This is a genomic window from candidate division TA06 bacterium B3_TA06 (assembly GCA_005223075.1).
Lineage (GTDB): Bacteria > Hydrothermota > Tepidihabitantia > B3-TA06 > B3-TA06 > B3-TA06.
The window spans coordinates 35,948-53,969 of sequence record NJBO01000011.1; the positions used below are offsets into that span (position 1 = coordinate 35,948).

Below are 18,022 nucleotides of genomic sequence, written 5' to 3' on the forward strand. Positions count from 1 at the left end.
ACCGGCCAGCTCCAGTTATCTTTATCGGGAGGGGGACCTTGCATCCGATCTGATTTTATGTAAACTAAGCAATGTCCTTGAAATTGACCTTCTTCGGTGCGGTGAGGACGGTTACAGGCTCCAAGTTCGTCCTGCGCACGCGCAAAGCTTCAGTCCTTACCGAGTTCGGAATGTTCCAGGGCCATCGCAAAAAGGCATTTGAGATCAACAGCCGGGTGCCGCAGGCGGCCCTTAATGCAGACGCTATGGTTTTTTCACACACCCATATCGATCATTCAGGCAACATCCCCAGGCTGGTGGCAGATGGATACAAGGGTCTAATATATGCTACACCTGCCACGATTGATCTTGCAAAGATAATGCTTCTTGACTCGGCTGAGATCCAGGAGCGTGACGTCGAGTACGTGAACAAGAAACACGCCAGACGGGGAGAGCCTCTGGTAGAGCCGCTCTACACTGTCGAAGAGGCCGAGGCAGCTACCCAGAACTTCCGTCACCTGCACTATCATGAACCCCGGGAGCTTGCCCGGGGGGTGGGCGTTACCCTGTATGACGCAGGGCACATACTTGGGTCGTCCCAGGTTCTCTATGAGATCGGCGGGAGACGCATCCTGTTCACCGGTGATTTGGGCCAGCCTGATCTGCCTGTGGTGCGCGATCCGGAGTGCGTCCCTGATCCTGACGTCATCATCTCGGAATCAACCTACGGGGGCAGGGTACATCCTCCGGTTGAAGAAGCAAAAGAATGTTTGCAGAAGATCCTTCAAGATGCCTATGACCGTAAGGCCAAGATGGTCGTTCCGGCCTTCTCGGTCGGCCGGACCCAGTCGCTTGTGTTCGTCATGCATCAGCTTATGGATGAGGGGAGGCTGCCCCAGATGCCGATATGGGTCGATTCGCCCCTCTCGCTTGAGGCTACCCAGGTCTTCCGAAAGCATCCTGAGTGCTTTGACGCCGAGACACGTGAGTATCTCGAGCAGGATAAAGACCCCTTCGGTTTCTTCCGTTTGCGTTACGTGAAGACGGTCGAGGAGTCTAAAGCGCTTAACGACATCAAGGGTCCGTGCATGATTATTGCGGCCTCAGGGATGTGCGAGGGCGGTCGGGTCGTCCACCATCTAAAGAACATCGTCCCTGATGAGAAGAACCTGGTCCTCATCACCGGTTTTCAGGCTCCAGGCACCCTGGGTCGGCGTATCGTGGAGGGGGCAGAGGTGGTTCGTCTCTATGGAGAGGAGTATCCCTTGAACTGTCAGGTGGAGGTTCTCAACGAGTACTCGGCTCATGCGGATCAAAACGATCTTCTGGAGTTCTTCCGTGCTTATAACCCTAAGAAGGTAAAGCAGGTATTCCTTGTGCATGGAGATGAGGACCAATCTAAAGCACTTGCCGAGGCTGTCTCAGAGTTGGGCTATGCGAACATCCAGATTCCGGAGGTAGAACAAACCTTTGATATACGCTGATAAGAAGAAAGACGACCCTCTGCTTGAGGAGTTCCTTAACTACCTTGTTGCGGAACGTGGGCTCTCTCCGAATTCGGTGGATGCTTACGGGCGTGACCTCGGCCAGTTCATCTCTTTTCTCAGAGAGAAGGGCAAGATGATCCTCGATGTAACGTCAGGCATCCTGAGGGATTACCTTACGAGACTTGCCGAGGCAGAGCTTGCTCCCCGTTCTGTGGCTCGCAAGCTATCAGCCATACGTATGTTTTTGCGCTACCTCAACGATACCGGTAAGCTCTCTCATGACCCTGGTGAGAATATCTCCGGGCCCAGGCTGCCTCGCAAGCTGCCCCAGGTGCTTTCCGTGGAGGAGGTTAAAAGGGTGCTTGAGGCCGCTTTGAGCGCCCAGAGATCCGCGGATTCCGAGCGTTCCACCGCCCTAGCTCTGCGTGACTATGCCATGCTTGAGGTACTTTATGGGGCAGGGCTGCGCATATCCGAGCTGATCGGCCTGCGTCTGGGGGATATCTATCTAGACGAAGGCTTTCTTCGGGTCATCGGCAAGGGTGATAAGGAACGGGTGGTTCCTCTAGGCGAGCCTGCGATCCGTGCGGTTCGCCGCTACATTGATCTGGGTCGCTTTAAGTTGCTTCGCACGCACAGTCAGGCACGAGACGTGCTCTTTTTGAACGTTCGCGGTGGGCCACTCTCTCGCATGGGTGCGTGGAGGATCATTCATTCCTACGTTCAGGCGGCAGGGATCAAGCGCCGCGTTACCCCTCACACCTTCCGGCACTCCTTTGCCACCCATCTCTTGGAAGGCGGAGCAGACCTGCGGGCAGTTCAGGAGATGCTTGGGCATGCAAGCATCTCCACAACCGAGATATACACCCACGTAGACCGCTCCTACCTGCGAGAGGTCTACAAGATCTTCCATCCGCGGCCATGAATTCCAAGCTGAGCTACGAGGAGTTCGAGCGGATCGTGCAGGAGACAATCGACGGTTTGCCCGAGGAGTTTCGCAAGGCGCTCGATGAGCGTAACATCGTTATCGCGGTCAAGGATTACCCGGATGCCGCTGATCCACCTTCGTTTATAGGAGGGAGGGTGTTGGGTTTTTATCACGGCGTGCCCCTGCGGCGAAGGGGAGCCACGGGTTACGGTCTTTGGCCGGATCGGATCGTTATCTACAAATCTCTGATTGAGCGCTACGCCAGTGCACCTTCCGAGATCAAGGCACTCCTGCGCCGCGTGGTTCTTCACGAGATCGGCCACTTCTTCGGGCTGTCAGATGCCGAGCTGCGCAAGCTTGGATACTAACCACTCATATTGACTTCCTGATTCCTGGACATACAATGCATAAAATGGTGAAACATATTGACCACCCTCTTGTAGCGCGAACACATCCCCCGATGTATCGGATTCATAAATATTGGGCGCGCAAGCCGCACAACGTGGTTGCGGAGTATATTAGACGCTACTCGAAGAAAGGGGACATAGTCTTAGACCCATTTGTGGGGAGTGGAGTTACCGCAGTCGAGGCACTCAAACTTAAAAGAAAAGTTATTGCAGTAGACCTTGACCCTTTTGCTCTCTTCCTGGCAAGGATGACAGCCATTCCTGTGGACCTGAAGCAACTTGACGCCCAATTCAAAAAAATAGAAAATTCCTGCAAGGTTACAATCAACAAGTTATATGAGACGAATTGCCCAAAGTGTGGTTCGAAAGGACTTATTAGGCAAGTCAATTGGATAGTGACTAGCAGAAAGCCATATAAAGAAAAACCCACAGACCTATGGTATTCTTGCGAGAAGTGTAAAAGTAACTCTCTTTGGAACAAGAAAATCGACAAAAAGGATTTACCGAGGATCCGGTCTATAGATAAGAGACCAGTCCCTTATTGGGTTCCTGAGGAAAAGTTTATTTGGAATCCTAGATTGAATGTAGACAAGGGAACTAAAATCACAGATCTCTTTACACACCGTAATCTCATAGCTCTCTCAATACTTCTTCATCACATTGAAGAAGTCGAAGACGAAACTGTACGCAATCTCCTTAAGCTAGCTTTCACATCTATGCTTGCCCAAGCAAGTAGAATGATCATTCAGGCGCCAAAGGGTGGAACGAGTAGTGCAAGTTGGAAGGTTAGAGGTTACTGGATCCCCGACAAACATCGAGAACTTAATGTTTGGCATTATTTTGAAAATAGATATCAATTATTGTATACTGGAAAAGAAGAAAGCAATAAGCTGATCCCTGATTACCAAGAGGCTGAAACCTTCGGTGATCTTAAGGGAGAAAATAACATTCTGTTTTTGAATATATCGGCTTTAAAACTCAAGGGTATTTCCTCTAATTCAGTAGACTACGTTTTTACTGACCCCCCTTATGGTGACAGTGTTCCTTATCTTGAGGCAGACTACATGTGGGCTACCTGGTTAAGGATGAAACCCAATTTTGAGGATGAGATCATCATTAGTGATAGTCCTGCAAGGCAAAAAAACTTCGAGATGTACGAAAAGATGCTGAACGCGGCCTTCAGAGAAGTCCAACGTGTGCTAAAGCCCGGTCGCTGGATGACTGTCACTTTTCACAACACAAACATCAAAATTTGGAATGCCATTATACACGCGGCAGTTATGGCCGACTTCAATCTAGAGAAAATTGTGTACCAGCCACCTGCCAAGCGTTCATCCAAGGCGTCGCTTCACCCTTATTATAGCGCAGTAGGAGATTACTACATTAGATTCCGAAAACCTAAATACGAGAAAACCATTATTTCATCTTCTGAAATCGATGAACGTCATTATGAAAGAGTCGTGGTAGAAGCCACGAAAGAACTAATAGCCAAAAGAGGTGAACCTACGGCCTACCAATACATTCTGAACGGCATAATCCCAATCCTCGATAAAAATGGAGTATTGCTTAAAGGGACCAAAGATATACGAGATGTTCTCAAAGAGAACCTTGACAAAGAGTTTGTACTGGTCGAAAAGAAATGGTGGCTTAAGGATGTACGCAAATCCAAGATTGATCTTGTACCTTTAGACGAACGGGTCGAGAAGGCTGTAATCAATGTGCTTAATAGAGAAATCACCGTTCATTTTGATGACATCTTGCAGGAGATTTTCATCGCCTTCCCCAATGCACTTACACCAGAAACTCAAAAAATTAAGTCTATTCTCGAAGAGTATGCCACTAAGGCAGAGAAGGGATTGTGGCGGTTGAAACCAGAGGTAGCGGCAAGAGAAAGACAGCATAGTAAGATGATTTTCTTCCTCGCTAAAATAGGGGAAAAGATGGGCTACAAGATTTGGATTGGCTCCAGGGAACAAGGAGATACTTACAAGGGACATAAACTTTCTGAGTACAGCGAAAAGGAACTGGAGCTAGCAGATTCGCTTCCCAAAGAACAATTAGACAGAATCAAAGAGATCGACGTACTTTGGCTGTCCGAGGGGGTAATCAGGATCGAATTTGAGGTAGAAAACACCACTACTATCACAGAGGCGATTGTGAGGGGTGCCAACATTCCTTCCGAGTATAAGCCTCATCGGTTTATCGTAATTCCGGAGGAGCGAGAGAATTTGATTTCCCGAAAAATACAAGAACCCGGTTTACAAGAGCTAGGTATTAGTGATTGGCACTTCATCTTCTACCGTGATCTTGAGGATTTCTACTTGGAGCATAAGAGGCGGAAGGGTATCACACTAGGGGACTTGCTCAACCTATCCAGTAATCCCAAATATAAGTCACCAAAACAGGCATCGCTAGGTTTCTCCGAGGAAGACGGGTAAATCGCGGAACGAAAAGGTAAGGCCAACCCTAAACGGTTGGCCCTTTATTCTTATGCCGGGGGCGGGACTTGAACCCGCACGGAGTTACCCATACGCCCCTCAAACGTACGTGTCTGCCAATTCCACCACCCCGGCGCGGATCATAAATATAACTGATTAAAGCAGGAAGTCAAGCCCGCAGGTCTTGACAAGCTTCACTCCACGGGTATTCTTTAGTATTAGGATGAAATAAAGCACGTTAGGAGGTGCATAATGAAGAAGACCTTTGTGGTTCTGGGTGCTTTGATGTTGGTTGTGGTTATGGGAGTGTTCGTAGGCTGTAAGCCGGAAGACACCACCCCCCCTGAGATATCGATTACCGTTAAGGCAACTGACAACTACCGCTCAGAGCTTTTCAGTGATAGCATCAAAGGAATAGTGGAAGTAATCGCAACAGCCACTGACGACGTCGGTGTAGATACGGTAAGGTTCTTTGTAAACGATGAACACGTGGGACAACCCATGACAGAGCCAAACGGGGAAGGGGAGAATGAATACGTCTACAAGTGGCAGACTCAAGAGCTTGAGGACAACGTTGTATACACCATCGGTGCAAAGGCGTATGATGCGGCTAGAAACGAAGGGGTCTCCAACTCCCTTTCCTACCTCATCAGGATCCCAAACGATCCCCCCAACAAGGCTAATTTGATGACTCCAGAGAACGATAAAACACTTCAGCTGGCTTCCCTGATTCTGAAGTGGCAGGGTAGTGACCCTGACAAGTACCCGAAACAAGAACTGACCTTTGAGGTTTGGTTTGGCGAGGGGAGTTCCGGTAAGATGGAGTTGGTAAATATGGCCACCAAGGGCACCTATCCCGACACTGGCAGTTGGGGAACCCTCGAGTGGGAACACGATCCCCCTTATCTTCACCCCGAACAGGATTACTACTGGATGATTTTGAGTCGAGATCCCTATGGCCAGGGAACTGAAAGTGACATCTATCACTTTGCTCGCGGCACGAACAGGGTCCCGTCAGCCTATTCGCCAACTCCCCCTGACACTTTCGTTCCTATAGATCCTCCAGCCAGCGGTTTTGTAAAGCTGCTCTGGCGCCCCGATGATCCGGACGGTGACCCACTTACCTACGATCTCTACTTCGCGCCCGATCCGGAAAAGGATACAGTCTTCGTCTCGGATTTGGGGAAGCTGGATAGTTTGATGACGGCTGCGGAGTATTCGGTAGAGGTATCGGCGGCGGGTGTTACCTACTACTGGTACCCGGTTCCCACGGATTTATGGGAGGCAACTCAAGATACAACGGGGTTGAAGGCCTGGCGCTTTGTCGTTGGTGAAGAGTAGCTTCACTGTCAGTCAAAGCTGGACCACGCAATCGGTGTAGCGGATTTAAGATAAGTAAGGAGCGACCTTTAGGTCGCTCCTTTATTTACTTTCTTAAATTAGAAATAGAACCTGAAGCCCACCCCGCCGCCGAAATCGAAGCCCAGGCCAGGATATAGGAGCAGAAGCGGATCGACCTCGACAAAGAAGCTTATCGGTTCGTAGATATACTCAAGACCCAGCGGGATTCTTCCAGAGAGGTAAATCTTGTCAATTGGTCGTTCGTCTGATGGAGATACGGCTTCAAATAATCCGCCTGCTCCTATGTAGACAGCAAGGAATCCTGACGACACATCTATAGGATGGTTGTACAGGTATCCAGCCTGCAGGGCGAACAGATCCTCCTCGAAGTTCCAACCGAGTGCAGCGTCAATAGCATCCTTCCTCGAGAGCCAGAACTTGCCTGAGAGTCCTGTAGGTTTTCCCAAAACAACACCTGCCCCTATATTCCCGTGGTCTGAATGGGCGGCTAATGCTGCTCCTGAGAAGACAGTTGAACACACCAAGACCACTAAAAGCACATGCTTCATCTTGCCTCCGTCTTTTATGCCTAAATCATATCCCACCTGGAGGATTTGTCAATCGTTTTACTGCATCTTGGCTTGTAGTCTTGACAAGTTCTTAATGGGGAGTATGCTATAATAATGAAAAGGCAGGGCATGGGGCTTGCAGGTAAGCTGGTTATAATCTTTGGCGCGCTTTACGCCCTACTGCTGGCCGGGGTACTGGTGATGTCGGCCCACTTCTTTATCCAGGCTAAGGAACGCGATGCCCAATACAGGGTGCTTGACGTAATCAACTCCATAGATCTTGCACATAAGTATATGGCTTCCGAGGAGCTTGAAGCTTATATCTCCGATCTCTTAACCAGACGGTTTAGCGCAGCAGGGTACGATCTTGAGCTTACGGAGATCGCTATAGCATCAGACGGTACGGTTTTAAGCGAGAAGCGCGAGACGCCGGAGGGAGGGCGTACTAGACGTTACCATACTGAGATACAAGACCCGCAGACAAACAAGGTGGCATATACCATAGACCTTGTTTATTCGTTGGCCAACCTTGAGCGGGGGATATGGGGTTTTGTCTGGCGGATTGTTGTTGTAGGGGCAGCCGCGTTTGTGGTCGGGATAGCGCTTGTCCTTCTTTTCGTCAGGCAAAGCACAAAGCCACTGCGGTCACTTGCCTCGGCGATGCAGGAGGTGGGACGAGGGAATCTCTCTACCCGGGTCAGCATCACCTCAAGAGACGAGGTTGGTGTCTTGAGTGAGGCGTTCAACTGGATGATGCGCGGGCTGGAAGAGGGGGAGTTCGTTAAGGGTATCTTCAAACGATACGTGACCCGTCAGGTTGCGGAGAAGATACTCTCCGAAAAGGAATTCGTTAATCTTAAGGGTGATCGGCGAGAGGTCTCGATTCTCTTTGCCGACATCCGCGGCTTCACTAAGTTTTCCCAGCATATGTCCCCCGAGGAGATCATAGCTTTGCTCAACCACTACTTCGCCCCCATAATTGACGTGATAATCGAGAATGAAGGGGTGCTGGATAAGTTTATAGGCGATGGCTTCCTCGCTTTTTGGAATGCACCTCTGTCTCAGAGTGACTACGCTTTGCGGGCATGCCAGGCAGCCCTTGAGATAAAACGTGTAATCGCCAGGCTGAATTTCCAGCGTGAGAACGAAGGCAAGGTCCAGATCCAGATGGGGATGGGGATACATACCGGTACGGCCATTGCAGGCAACATCGGCTCTTCCCGCAGGATGGAGTATACAATCATAGGGGAGAGCGTCAACTTCGCCGAGCGGTTGCAGGAGTCGGCTATGCAGGGCGAGATACTTGTATCCGCTCGTACTCGTGAGCTTGTGGGCGAGCGTTTGACGTTCCTTCCACGGCGCATAAGAATAGAAGATTACGGAGATGCCGAGATAGAGGTATTTGAACTACTTCAACCCAAGGAGGTTAAGACATGAGGAAGTTAGTTTTGCTTCTTCCCTTATCTTTGCTTCTGGTAGCGATTTTTTGCCGGAAAGCGAGGGAAGAGAAGATAGTGGTCATAATCCAGGAGGAGACCTCAGAAGATACCAGCGAGCAGCACGCGGTGGATACGATAGTCGACACGGTGGTTGTGGTGGATACAGTGGCCGTTTCTGACACCCTATTAAAGCGCGAGGGCGGCGTTCGCACCATGAGCCTTACCGGGGCTGTGGTGCTTCTGGAACACGATCTTTCCCGTGGGGATGCCAAGCGCTTACTGCGTCATATCGAGGCCTTAGGGGATGCGGTCTCCGCCGAGCTTGAGGAGATCGAGGCGGCCCGTGGTGAGGAAGAAGACGAGGAGGCAGAGAAGGCCGAAGGCAGACGCAAACGGGCGCTTAATGTTTTTCTGATGAAGCTCTGGAGCCTGAAGCGTGCGGTGAAGGATTTCGAAGAAAAGGGTATCCCTCGTGAAGAGATAGAGAATATTCAACCGAAGATAGATGAGCTTGGTTCCCTGGCACGTCGGATCGAGGGGAAGAAAGACTAGATCAAGCCAGGCGTATCCAGGGTCTTTTTGAGGGGAGTTCAATCTGGTTAGGGTATTTTCTTTCTTTGCTTGGATAGCGGCCAACCACTAACCATCTAGGATGCTCCCCGCAGCCTTTAGGTTCGTGAGTTTAAGAGCTTACTTCTCCTCAGGTGCCTTGGCTTTCAGTTGGGCAAGGATGGCCTCTGTATCCCACACCTTGAGCGTGCGGTCATCGCCGCCTGTGTAAAGCTTGCTGCCGTCAGCCGAGATTGCACAGGCACGGATGGCTCCATCATGCGCCTTGAAGCGTCCGACTTCAACGATGCCAAGTCTGAATGCCCCTCCGCTTGCAAGCCCCTTCTCCTTAGTTGTATCAACCGGCTCGGTGCGCTTTAGGAAGACAACCTGTCCTTCCTGGTCCACAGCCACCATCCTTGAGCCGTCGGGCAAGAAGATAAGGTCAAGCACATTTCCGAGATCGCTCTGGTACCAACCTATGGAGCTGAGTTCTTCCCCCAGCCATCTCCATACCTTTATGAGTTTATCGGTGCCTCCGGTGCCGAAGTACTCCCCGTCCGGAGAGAAGGCGATCACTATGAGGTAGCCGTAGTTCTGTTTGGATTTGAAGGAGATGGTGTCCTCCACATCTGTAATATAGAATAGGCTGTCGCGTCCTGCGGTGTAGAGCTCGGATGTTCCGGGTCTGAACCTCAGATCGGTAACTACCCCGGTGTGTCCATCGAACTCGCCGAAACGTTCGCGTTTAGCCACGTCCCAGACCTCCACATCACTGCCGGTGAAGCCGGCGGCCAGGAAGCGGCCGTCGGATGAGAAGTCCACGCTGGTCACCGCACCATTGAAGAGCACTATCGAATCGAGGAGTTGGTCCGTACGCAAGTCGTTGACGGTTAATACCTCATCAGCGCCTGCCACCGCCAGAAGATTGCCGTCGGGTGAGAAGGCCACGTCGTTGATGATGTGGCGGTGTCGGCGAATTTTCTTTATGGATTTGCGTTCAACCGGATCCCATATCATAACAAGGCTGTCGGAGAATCCTATGGCCAAGCCCGCGCTTGAAGGATCCGAGGCTATTGTAAATATACGGCCTCCGAAGGTATCGGTAGCAATAGGATCGCCTTCGTAGATTATATGCACCGGTTTCTTACCGCAGCCTGCAAGAGCCAAGATAAATGTGAGGCAAAGTCCTAACCTCTTCATACAAACCTCCAGCTTAGCGTTTGACTTTTGCCAATAATACACCTGAAAGACCAGAAAACAAGATATTCGGTAGCCAGGCGGCAAGCCACGGCGGCAAAGCGCCGGCGTAACCGAAGGCCCGTGACGCCTGGAGCGCACCCCAGTAAAGGAAACTGAGAAGAAGCCCCAGGCCGACCCCCAGGGTTATATTCCCCCTTCTGAGCATGGTAGCCGCAGCAAGTGAGATCACCGTTACGATTACAATAATCAAAGGGGAGGAGAAGCGGAAGTGGTACTCGACAAGCTCCACCGCCACGTTTGATCCCGCAGCTCTCATGCGTTGTATGTAGTCTCTAAGTTCACCAACCCCCATCTCATCGGTTCCCTTGGTGCGAACCCCAAGCTCTGCAGGTGTTTCCGTAACCTCAGGCATAATTCGGCTGGGGTAACTTGTGAAGGTTGTTTGCCTCCCCCTGAAGTCATGAATCTCAACCTGCTCTCCCTTCCAGCCTTGGCTTGAGGAGTATCTTGCGCTCCTTATACGAATACTGCGTTCTATCTTGCGTTTGGGGCCAAGTTCCCATATTACCCAGTCCAGAGCGAGGCTGTCGGGAAGACGAAGTTGGCGGATGTAGTAGACACGCCCACTCTCCGAGATATAGAAGATCCGGTTCTTTATCTGCTTGCGTTTGGTTTTGCGCTTTTCAATGGTCTCGGTCTTGTATTCCACAAAACGGGTCTTGGTGCGAGGCGCCACTAACTCGCTCTGGAGGAAGGCCAGTACGGCCACAGCCAGAGATACGGCAATGAAAACCGCGAACAAGCGGTAGAGATTCACCCCACAGGCGAGAAGTGGGACAAGCTCGTTTGAGCGGATAAGACGTCCAATCACTATGAACACCCCCAATGCAAAACCCACGGGCAGGAGAAGTTCAATCGTTGCAGGAAGATCGTAGACGTAGTAAAGCAATATCTCCACTGCAGCGGACTTGTGGCGCAGGAAGTAACCCATTCGTTCAATAAGGTTGATTAGATCGTAGATAACCACGACGGTCACCAACCCCAGCAAGGCAAAGAGGATGAACTCTCGCGCAAGGAAGCGATCGATGCGGTTCATCTGCGCAGCCTCCACAAAAAGAGGGAGCTCTCGAAAAACACCTCTCCAAAGATCTCAACAGTGAATGGAAGGAAGATGAGGTTAGGCATCCACATCGCGATCCATGCGGTCAGCTTGCCTGACTTGGCAAGATTCTCCCCTCCTATGAGAAGGATGTAGTAGAATGCGAAGAAGATAAGACTCAACACGATCGCAAGTCCAATCCCGCCTCGGCGAAGCTTGCCTCCAAGGGCTGAACCGAAGCAGAGGAAGATGATTCCCGCAATCGCAAAGGCAATGGATTTGTGGATCTCAGCCCGCAGGCGGTTGATCCTTCGCCCCAGGCTGGCTATGCGACGATCGAGCTCCTCACGTTTAATCTTGTTGCTTCCTACTTCTGCGAGTTCTGCTTCGTATCCTTCTATCCTCTTTCTATGTTTGTCTATATCCACTGTAAGCATCGGCAGGGTCATCTCCCTTTCCGAGCGCCTGCTGCGTTCCCGCCTTACAAGTTCGGTGTTTATCTCAAGGTTGATTACCTGCGTGTCCGACTGGATGCGCCGGTAGTTATCCCCCACCTGTTCATGGATCTCGCTCCCGTAGAGAGTCATTATCATGTAGCGTTCATCCGCGGTGACCTCAAGTTTACCCTGTGGTGCTGTGATCATCGTGGGAACCGTGCTCTTCTTTACATATACCATCACATCGTAGATCTTGGAGCGGCGCTCGTCCTTTCGACCGATGTAGATGGTGTAGCCTGGAAAGTCTTCGTTAAATAGCCCCTCCTCAAGACGCGCCGTTGGCTTCTTGCTTGAGACGTCTGCGAGCATGTTCCTTACGCGGTGGTTGGCTTCAGGCAGCACATAGAGGTTGAAGAACACCATGAGCCCTGCAAGCAGGGCGGTAAATCCAAGCATGGGCACAAAGACCGAAAAGAGCCGCACCCCTGCCGAGCGCAAGGCGAGGATCTCGTTGTCCTGCGCCAATCGGCCAAAGGTCATCATCGCTCCTGCAAGGGCGGCAAGGGGGACAGACATAGCCATGACAAAGGGCAGGGTGTAAAGCAGTATCTCGAACACGTGTTGCAAAGCCAGCCCTTTACGGATGATGAGATCAACGAGCAAAAACAGCCTGTCCATAAGGAATACGCCGGTAAGGACCGCCCAGGCAAACACAAGAGGGACGATGTATTGCCGCAGAACGTAGCGCGAAAACCTATGCATGACAGATAATACCTCGTCTGAACTCCGTGTCAATGTATTTGTTGACTTGTTGGGGAAAGCCGGTATGATTTCAACTGTGCATAAGACTATTCTCGTGATAGCCGTTCCCTTTCCCGGTTATTATCTTACAGGGTTCAGAAGATGGTTGATGGAAGGGGTTCCCCCTGATGGTATGCCTGCTATCGTCAACTTCTTAAGGGAGACAGCAAAACGCGGCTATCAGGTACACATTACCCTGCCCGTTCTGGGAAGGGAATACCCTTGTAAAAGAACGGTGAGAGAAGGAAGGATAGTAGTCTATCCCTATAAGATACCGGCGTGTTTTTCTCCGTTGATAAAGCTGTTCCGATGGCGAGGGAATTTTCTATTGAACTTCTTGTTTATATTCCTGACAATGATTTTTTCCTTTGGGTTTCACATGAGATTGATCAAGCATATAAAACCGCTGTTCATTTATCAGATGGGTTACAATACGTTAAACGGACATTTCCTCCAACTTCGCACCGGTGTGCCTTTAGTTTATCGGATGTTCGGTACTGCATTAGGGGAAAAACTCGATTCTACTGGCCACATCAGACTCAACCTCTGGGATCGTATCCGTAGCACCCCAGAGACTTACAGCTACAGGTATCCTGGGGATCTTATGGTTATAGGTAACGACGGAACGCGGGGTGGAGAGGTCATGAGGGCGTTCGGGGTCCCCAAGCAGAGGTCCTTATTTACAATGAACGGTATAGGTTATCAGAGGGAGCGAAAATCGAAAGCGAATCTGAGGAAAGGGTTCGGCAAGGATGTATTTTTGGCGGTAACTGTCACCAGATTAGTCCCCTGGAAGGGGGTGGATAGGACTATACGGGCTTTCCCCCTTGTGATAAAAAAAGAGCCACGCTTGAGGCTCGTTATCGTGGGCGACGGGAACGAACGCAAAGCCCTGGAGGATCTGGTAAGAGAGTCGGGCATGGAGGAGTTCGTTAAATTCCAAGGGGTGATTCCTCACGATATGGTTATCGATACCATAAGACAGGCGGATGTTCTCATCTCAACCCAGTACGTTACCAACCGTTCTAATTGTACGTTAGAAGCGGTGATGGCGGGACGTCCGGTCGTTTCCTTGGATGATGGTTCATTAGATGGGTTTTTGGAACACATGAGGGATTCCTTATTGGTAGATACGGATGATATTAATGAACAGCTGTCTTCGGCTCTGGTGTGCCTTGCCCAGGACCCCAAGTTGTACGGAAAATTACGGAAAGGGGTGGAGAAAACGCGTAGCCAGATGAGGAGTTGGGCACAGCGCATAAATTATGAACTCGAAGTTATAGAAGGAGTTATTGGGTCAGGGAAGCCGGAATGAAATTGTTGTCGGTTGTTGGGGCTCGTCCTCAGTTCATCAAGGCGGCGATGCTTTCCCGGGCTCTTGCCGAAATTCCCGATCTTGCACACCTTCATCTTCATACCGGTCAACACTACAGTCCTGACATGGCCCAGGTCTTCTTCGACGAACTCGACTACCGTCCTGACTTCGATCTTGGGGTAGGTTCAGGAACCCACGCCCGTCAGACCGGCGATGCGATGATTGGGATTGAGAAGGTGCTTATGGATGAGAAGCCTGATCTGGTCATAGTTTACGGCGACACCAACTCAACGCTCGCCGGAGCACTGGCCGCGGTCAAGCTTCATGTTCCTGGAGTCCACGTAGAGGCCGGACTACGCAGCGGTAACCGGAGAATGCCTGAGGAGATTAACCGTATCCTTGCCGATGCTTGTTCCGATCTCTGCTTCTGTCCTACCCCGAGCGCCGTTGACAACCTCAAGAACGAGGGGCGCAGTGAGGGTGTAACGCACACCGGAGATATCCTCTTGGATACCCTCCAGCACTTCCTCCCTATAGCTCGCGAAAAGTCCAACATCCTTAAGAAATTGGAGATCGAAGAAGAACCTTTCTGGCTCCTCACGATGCATCGTCCCGCGAACGTCGACGAGGAGCGCTGCCTGAGAAGGGTCATTAAGTGTCTCGCTCACGACAATCACCCCCGTATCATTTTTCCCTGCCATCCCCGGACGGCCAAGACCCTGAAGAAGCTTTCCAGTAGCGAACTCGACCATATCGATATCATCGCCCCTTTGCCGTATCTCGATATGCTTTTGCTGGAGGAACATGCTTCCTTGATCCTTACGGATTCTGGCGGCGTGCAGCGCGAAGCATACTTCCTTTCCCGTCCCTGTCTTACGCTTCGGGAGGAGACCGAGTGGCCCGAGACCTTAAAGGATAGGTGGAATCGCCTCGTGGGGATCGATCCGGAACGGATACTTGAGGGAATTAGGGAAGAAACGATCCCAACACAATCTCCGGATATCGAAAGTTTCGGCGGCGGCAGGGCGGCAGAATGCATGTGCCGCGAGATGCTTGGCTTCTTAGAAAATCAAGCTGCATGAAACTTAGTGATCTAAAACTTCTCTCCAAAGATACACTGATCTACGGGATAGGCAACGCCAGCAACCAGATCATTCGCGTTTTGCTTGCTCCTCTTTATGTAGCGTACCTTGCGGCAGATCTTTACGGAGTGCGTTCCATCACCGCAGCTTTTTACAGATTTCTGCAGATAATTATTCTGTTTGCACTCAACCAAGCTGTGATCGCCGATTACTACAAGGCTACGAGTGAAGAGGAGCGCCGACGGCTTGTCTCCACGGCGTTTACCTACACCTTAGTGGCTTCATTGCTGTTTGGCGGTTTGCTTCTTGTTTTTGCACCACTTCTGTCTCATTCTTCCATCGTTCAGAGAATAATGGGGCTTGAGTCAGCGGAGTTGAGGTCGATCCTGCGTCTGTTCGGGATCTATACGGTGGGCAATCCTGCGGTTTTAATTTTTCTTGCCTTGCTGCGCAGTGAAAAACGACCGGGGATGTACAGTATTTTTACTATCTCCACCAGCCTTGTGCGCGTGGCTCTGACCATCGTTTTTCTCGTGGTTCTCGGACGAGGGCTACAAGGGCTTTATGAGGTAGATGTTTTGTTTGTTGTGCCTGTTCTTCTCGTTACTTCAGCTTTTGTCTATATCTATTCTCGAGGGATTAAATTTTCTTTTGCAAGCTTAAAGAGTATGCTGGCTTACTCTTTGCCCCTGATCCCTACCTCTCTTTTCTTCTGGGGAAGAGGGATGTTGGATCGACTTCTCTTCATCCCACTCTATCTTACTCATACAGATGTGGGTATCTTCGCATTTGCCTTAAATTTTCACAACATCGTATCTTTTATTTTAGTCGTCCCCCTTTCCTTGGCGTGGTTGCCTTACGCATTTTCCGTCAAGGAGCAACCTGACCTTCCGGATATAATCTCACGTGTCTTGACTTACTTTCTTTTCCTCGCGGGATGGGCTCTTGTGATACTTGGGGGAGCGGCCTCCGAGATACTACGTCTCATTGCAAAGCGCCCCGAGTACTGGCAGGGAGCTCCTCTTGTTCCTCTCCTGGTTCTTGGGGTTTGTCTCTATGCGGTCTACTTTATTCTTGGTACCGCCTGCCATCTTCAACGGAAGACAATTTACTTTACGCTGGTTACGTTTATTGGAGCGGGTGTAGCGGTAGGGGCCAACGTGATTTTGCTGCCACGTATAGGGCTCTTGGGAGCGGCCATCGCTTCGGCCGCCTCCTATGGGGCGATGGCCTTGTCAATGTTCTTTTTCAGCCGTCGTTTGATGAGGATCCCATTTGAGACAAAAAGGATTGTTCTCATCGCCTTAATATCTGCAGGAATAACCGCTGCTTCTTACTTCTGGCATGTTTCCTCTCCGCTGGTAGGGTTTCTTTTAAAGCTTGGTCTGGGGAGTGCGGCTTACCTGGGGATTCTTTTCTTACTCGGGTTCCTTCTCCCATCCGAACGCAATTTCATTCTCAAGCTGCTCAGGCGCAACAGGAACAAAAGCTGAAGATCTCAAAAATTGACAATGGTTATCGATAGGGATACAATTCTTGCCATGTCCGAGTACGCTCTCTCTGCTTCGAAAGGAACACCATTCTCTCGAATCCCCAAAGATTTGGTTGGCGAAGACAAGGGTAAGCCTCACATCCTCATCCTGGTAGAGCAGAAACATTTCCCCCCCAGCCACAAGGCAGCATCCTCACGCATTCACTCTCTGGCGAGATATTGGAGCAACCTCGCTTATGTGACAGTAGTTACAGATAAGTCTGGGAACTCCGACGAGGGTTACTCTCGAATAGCATTTCCTCTTACTGGACCACGCATGGATTTTCTGAAGCTTCCCTCTAGATTCCCGAAGTTGCTGCACCTCGTGCGAGGCTTGAAGGTGGACGTTATTTTTGCAAGTTTTCCACCAACATGGCAGATACTGGAAGGCTATCTCTTATCCCGTCGTCTGGGATGCCCGCTGGTTGTTGATATACGGGACTTACCTGCTGCGATGTTCCCGCTCAAAGAAGGCTCTTTTGTGCGTCGCATCTTTAACCTTTCTATGCGATTCGTTTCTTACCATCTTTTCTGCAAAGCGTCACGAATTGCAACAGTGACCGATTGGTTACGGAAGGAGTTGATAAAAACCCTCAGCTATCGGCGAAAGCCAATCTTTTTGATCCCTAACGGAAGCGATGTGAGGCTTTTCGAAAAGGCGCTTCGGGTGAAGAAGGAGTTTGACCTTGTTTACTCAGGAACATTAATACCCGTAAGAAATCCAGTCTTAATGCTTAAGTTTTTACACTGCCTCAGGGATATTTATCCCAGACTGAAAGTACTCTTTCTTTCGGATATTCTTGAGACGGCGTTAGGAAGTCAGTTTATTCTTGGTCTAAGACAGTTTGATTTAAGTAAGAACGTAGAATTTGAAAGGATGACTTCTTTACGGCAGATTCCGGACTATCTTGGAAAAGCGAGATTAGGAATTGATTCCCTATTTCCTGAAGTATATAACCATAAAGGAGTGGCTAGCGCGAAAGACTACGAATATCTTGCAGCGGGTTTACCGGTCGTTGGTTTGCTTGATCCTGGTTTTTACGTTGAAACCAAACGTTTGATACTTGATAATGGTGCAGGCATCCTAGATCCTGATCCTGAAAGTCTCGCTCGCAAGACTGTGGACCTATTAAAAGACCCTGCCCGGCTCCGCAAGATGTCCAAACGCGCCCGCGAAGTGGGTATGCGTTTCGACCGCAAGAAGCTTGCCGAGGAGTACTACTACAAAGTCATCCTACCTTGTTGGAAGGAATTCAACGAAAGACAATCTATCTCTGATTTTTAGCTGAGTAGCCAATCACAGGCCTTATAAAGCAAACGCCGTCGGGCGACTGGATATATCAGGATTCAGGTTCTCTCTGCAGGTCAGCGCTTCTCCCACTTCCTAAAACCCACTAAGCATGGTGACATTTTTGCC

15 protein-coding genes and 1 tRNA gene are annotated in these 18,022 nt (G+C 50.3%); 11 read left to right on the forward strand and 5 right to left on the reverse strand.

Annotation, left to right across the window (positions count from 1 at the left end; all coding sequences use genetic code 11):
- The first annotated feature begins 71 nt into the window (after positions 1-71).
- The 4 genes from CEE36_07425 to CEE36_07440 are packed head-to-tail and all read left to right on the forward strand — an operon-like array spanning position 72 to position 5,239.
- Complete coding sequence (locus CEE36_07425) at positions 72-1,463, forward strand: MBL fold metallo-hydrolase (protein ID TKJ42047.1); 1,392 nt, start codon at positions 72-74, stop codon at positions 1,461-1,463.
- Positions 1,453-2,391 (forward strand): site-specific tyrosine recombinase XerD, encoded by a 939-nt coding sequence (gene xerD / locus CEE36_07430; GenBank protein TKJ42086.1) that lies wholly within the window; start codon positions 1,453-1,455, stop codon positions 2,389-2,391. Before CEE36_07425 ends, xerD begins: the two co-directional genes overlap by 11 nt.
- Positions 2,388-2,762, forward strand: coding sequence for a hypothetical protein (locus CEE36_07435; GenBank protein ID TKJ42048.1), 375 nt, complete (start codon positions 2,388-2,390; stop codon positions 2,760-2,762). The genes xerD and CEE36_07435 overlap by 4 nt, the downstream gene beginning before the upstream one ends.
- Positions 2,763-2,797: 35 nt before the next feature.
- The gene (locus CEE36_07440; protein ID TKJ42049.1) at positions 2,798-5,239 is read left to right on the forward strand and encodes a hypothetical protein; all 2,442 of its coding nucleotides are present in this window, start codon (positions 2,798-2,800) and stop codon (positions 5,237-5,239) included.
- Positions 5,240-5,292: 53 nt separating this feature from the next.
- On the opposite strand, the gene CEE36_07445 is transcribed toward CEE36_07440, so the two are convergent.
- Positions 5,293-5,374, reverse strand: a tRNA-Leu gene (locus CEE36_07445).
- Between the two features lie 117 nt (positions 5,375-5,491).
- On the opposite strand from CEE36_07445, the gene CEE36_07450 reads away from it, so the two are divergent.
- Positions 5,492-6,580, forward strand: coding sequence for a hypothetical protein (locus CEE36_07450; protein TKJ42050.1), 1,089 nt, complete (start codon positions 5,492-5,494; stop codon positions 6,578-6,580).
- A gap of 98 nt (positions 6,581-6,678) precedes the next feature.
- Here the strand turns inward: CEE36_07450 and CEE36_07455 are convergent, their stop codons facing one another.
- Positions 6,679-7,149, reverse strand: coding sequence for a hypothetical protein (locus CEE36_07455; GenBank protein ID TKJ42051.1), 471 nt, complete (start codon positions 7,147-7,149; stop codon positions 6,679-6,681).
- A gap of 114 nt (positions 7,150-7,263) precedes the next feature.
- On the opposite strand from CEE36_07455, the gene CEE36_07460 reads away from it, so the two are divergent.
- On the forward strand, positions 7,264-8,586 hold the full coding sequence (locus tag CEE36_07460; GenBank protein TKJ42052.1) for a hypothetical protein: 1,323 nt from the start codon (positions 7,264-7,266) through the stop codon (positions 8,584-8,586).
- The gene (locus CEE36_07465; GenBank protein ID TKJ42053.1) at positions 8,583-9,140 is read left to right on the forward strand and encodes a hypothetical protein; all 558 of its coding nucleotides are present in this window, start codon (positions 8,583-8,585) and stop codon (positions 9,138-9,140) included. Before CEE36_07460 ends, CEE36_07465 begins: the two co-directional genes overlap by 4 nt.
- A 138-nt stretch (positions 9,141-9,278) precedes the next feature.
- Here the strand turns inward: CEE36_07465 and CEE36_07470 are convergent, their stop codons facing one another.
- Genes CEE36_07470 through CEE36_07480 form a run of 3 tightly spaced genes read right to left on the reverse strand, consistent with a single transcriptional unit; the run spans position 9,279 to position 12,638 of the window.
- A complete protein-coding gene (locus tag CEE36_07470; GenBank protein TKJ42054.1) occupies positions 9,279-10,340 on the reverse strand; it encodes a hypothetical protein in 1,062 nt (353 codons plus the stop codon).
- 13 nt (positions 10,341-10,353) lie between these two features.
- Entirely contained in the window at positions 10,354-11,436 is a 1,083-nt protein-coding gene (locus CEE36_07475) for a hypothetical protein (protein ID TKJ42055.1), read from the reverse strand.
- On the reverse strand, positions 11,433-12,638 hold the full coding sequence (locus CEE36_07480) for a hypothetical protein (GenBank protein TKJ42056.1): 1,206 nt from the start codon (positions 12,636-12,638) through the stop codon (positions 11,433-11,435). Before CEE36_07480 ends, CEE36_07475 begins: the two co-directional genes overlap by 4 nt.
- On the opposite strand from CEE36_07480, the gene CEE36_07485 reads away from it, so the two are divergent.
- From CEE36_07485 to CEE36_07500, 4 genes are read left to right on the forward strand one after another with little or no spacing between them, the layout of a single operon-like run.
- Positions 12,637-13,992 carry a hypothetical protein gene (locus tag CEE36_07485; GenBank protein TKJ42057.1) on the forward strand — a complete coding sequence of 452 codons (1,356 nt, stop codon included), beginning with the start codon at positions 12,637-12,639 and terminating at the stop codon, positions 13,990-13,992. The two genes, CEE36_07480 and CEE36_07485, sit on opposite strands and share 2 nt — an antisense overlap.
- Positions 13,989-15,074, forward strand: coding sequence for a UDP-N-acetylglucosamine 2-epimerase (non-hydrolyzing) (locus CEE36_07490; protein ID TKJ42087.1), 1,086 nt, complete (start codon positions 13,989-13,991; stop codon positions 15,072-15,074). The genes CEE36_07485 and CEE36_07490 overlap by 4 nt, the downstream gene beginning before the upstream one ends.
- A complete protein-coding gene (locus CEE36_07495; protein ID TKJ42058.1) occupies positions 15,026-16,567 on the forward strand; it encodes a hypothetical protein in 1,542 nt (513 codons plus the stop codon). The genes CEE36_07490 and CEE36_07495 overlap by 49 nt, the downstream gene beginning before the upstream one ends.
- A gap of 18 nt (positions 16,568-16,585) precedes the next feature.
- On the forward strand, positions 16,586-17,890 hold the full coding sequence (locus CEE36_07500; protein ID TKJ42059.1) for a hypothetical protein: 1,305 nt from the start codon (positions 16,586-16,588) through the stop codon (positions 17,888-17,890).
- Positions 17,891-18,022 lie beyond the last annotated feature (132 nt).

Excerpts from the sequence above, each read along its gene's own strand:
- CEE36_07450 (TKJ42050.1), top strand. The coding sequence starts at position 5,492 with ATGAAGAAGACCTTTGTGGTTCTGGGTGCTTTGATGTTGGTTGTGGTT.
- CEE36_07490 (TKJ42087.1), top strand. The coding sequence starts at position 13,989 with ATGAAATTGTTGTCGGTTGTTGGGGCTCGTCCTCAGTTCATCAAGGCG.
- CEE36_07455 (TKJ42051.1), bottom strand. The coding sequence starts at position 7,149 with ATGAAGCATGTGCTTTTAGTGGTCTTGGTGTGTTCAACTGTCTTCTCA.
- CEE36_07480 (TKJ42056.1), bottom strand. The coding sequence starts at position 12,638 with ATGCATAGGTTTTCGCGCTACGTTCTGCGGCAATACATCGTCCCTCTT.
- CEE36_07425 (TKJ42047.1), top strand. The coding sequence starts at position 72 with ATGTCCTTGAAATTGACCTTCTTCGGTGCGGTGAGGACGGTTACAGGC.
- CEE36_07470 (TKJ42054.1), bottom strand. The coding sequence starts at position 10,340 with ATGAAGAGGTTAGGACTTTGCCTCACATTTATCTTGGCTCTTGCAGGC.
- CEE36_07475 (TKJ42055.1), bottom strand. The coding sequence starts at position 11,436 with ATGAACCGCATCGATCGCTTCCTTGCGCGAGAGTTCATCCTCTTTGCC.
- CEE36_07500 (TKJ42059.1), top strand. The coding sequence starts at position 16,586 with ATGGTTATCGATAGGGATACAATTCTTGCCATGTCCGAGTACGCTCTC.
- CEE36_07495 (TKJ42058.1), top strand. The coding sequence starts at position 15,026 with ATGCATGTGCCGCGAGATGCTTGGCTTCTTAGAAAATCAAGCTGCATG.
- CEE36_07485 (TKJ42057.1), top strand. The coding sequence starts at position 12,637 with ATGACAGATAATACCTCGTCTGAACTCCGTGTCAATGTATTTGTTGAC.
- CEE36_07435 (TKJ42048.1), top strand. The coding sequence starts at position 2,388 with ATGAATTCCAAGCTGAGCTACGAGGAGTTCGAGCGGATCGTGCAGGAG.
- CEE36_07465 (TKJ42053.1), top strand. The coding sequence starts at position 8,583 with ATGAGGAAGTTAGTTTTGCTTCTTCCCTTATCTTTGCTTCTGGTAGCG.
- CEE36_07440 (TKJ42049.1), top strand. The coding sequence starts at position 2,798 with ATGCATAAAATGGTGAAACATATTGACCACCCTCTTGTAGCGCGAACA.
- CEE36_07460 (TKJ42052.1), top strand. The coding sequence starts at position 7,264 with ATGAAAAGGCAGGGCATGGGGCTTGCAGGTAAGCTGGTTATAATCTTT.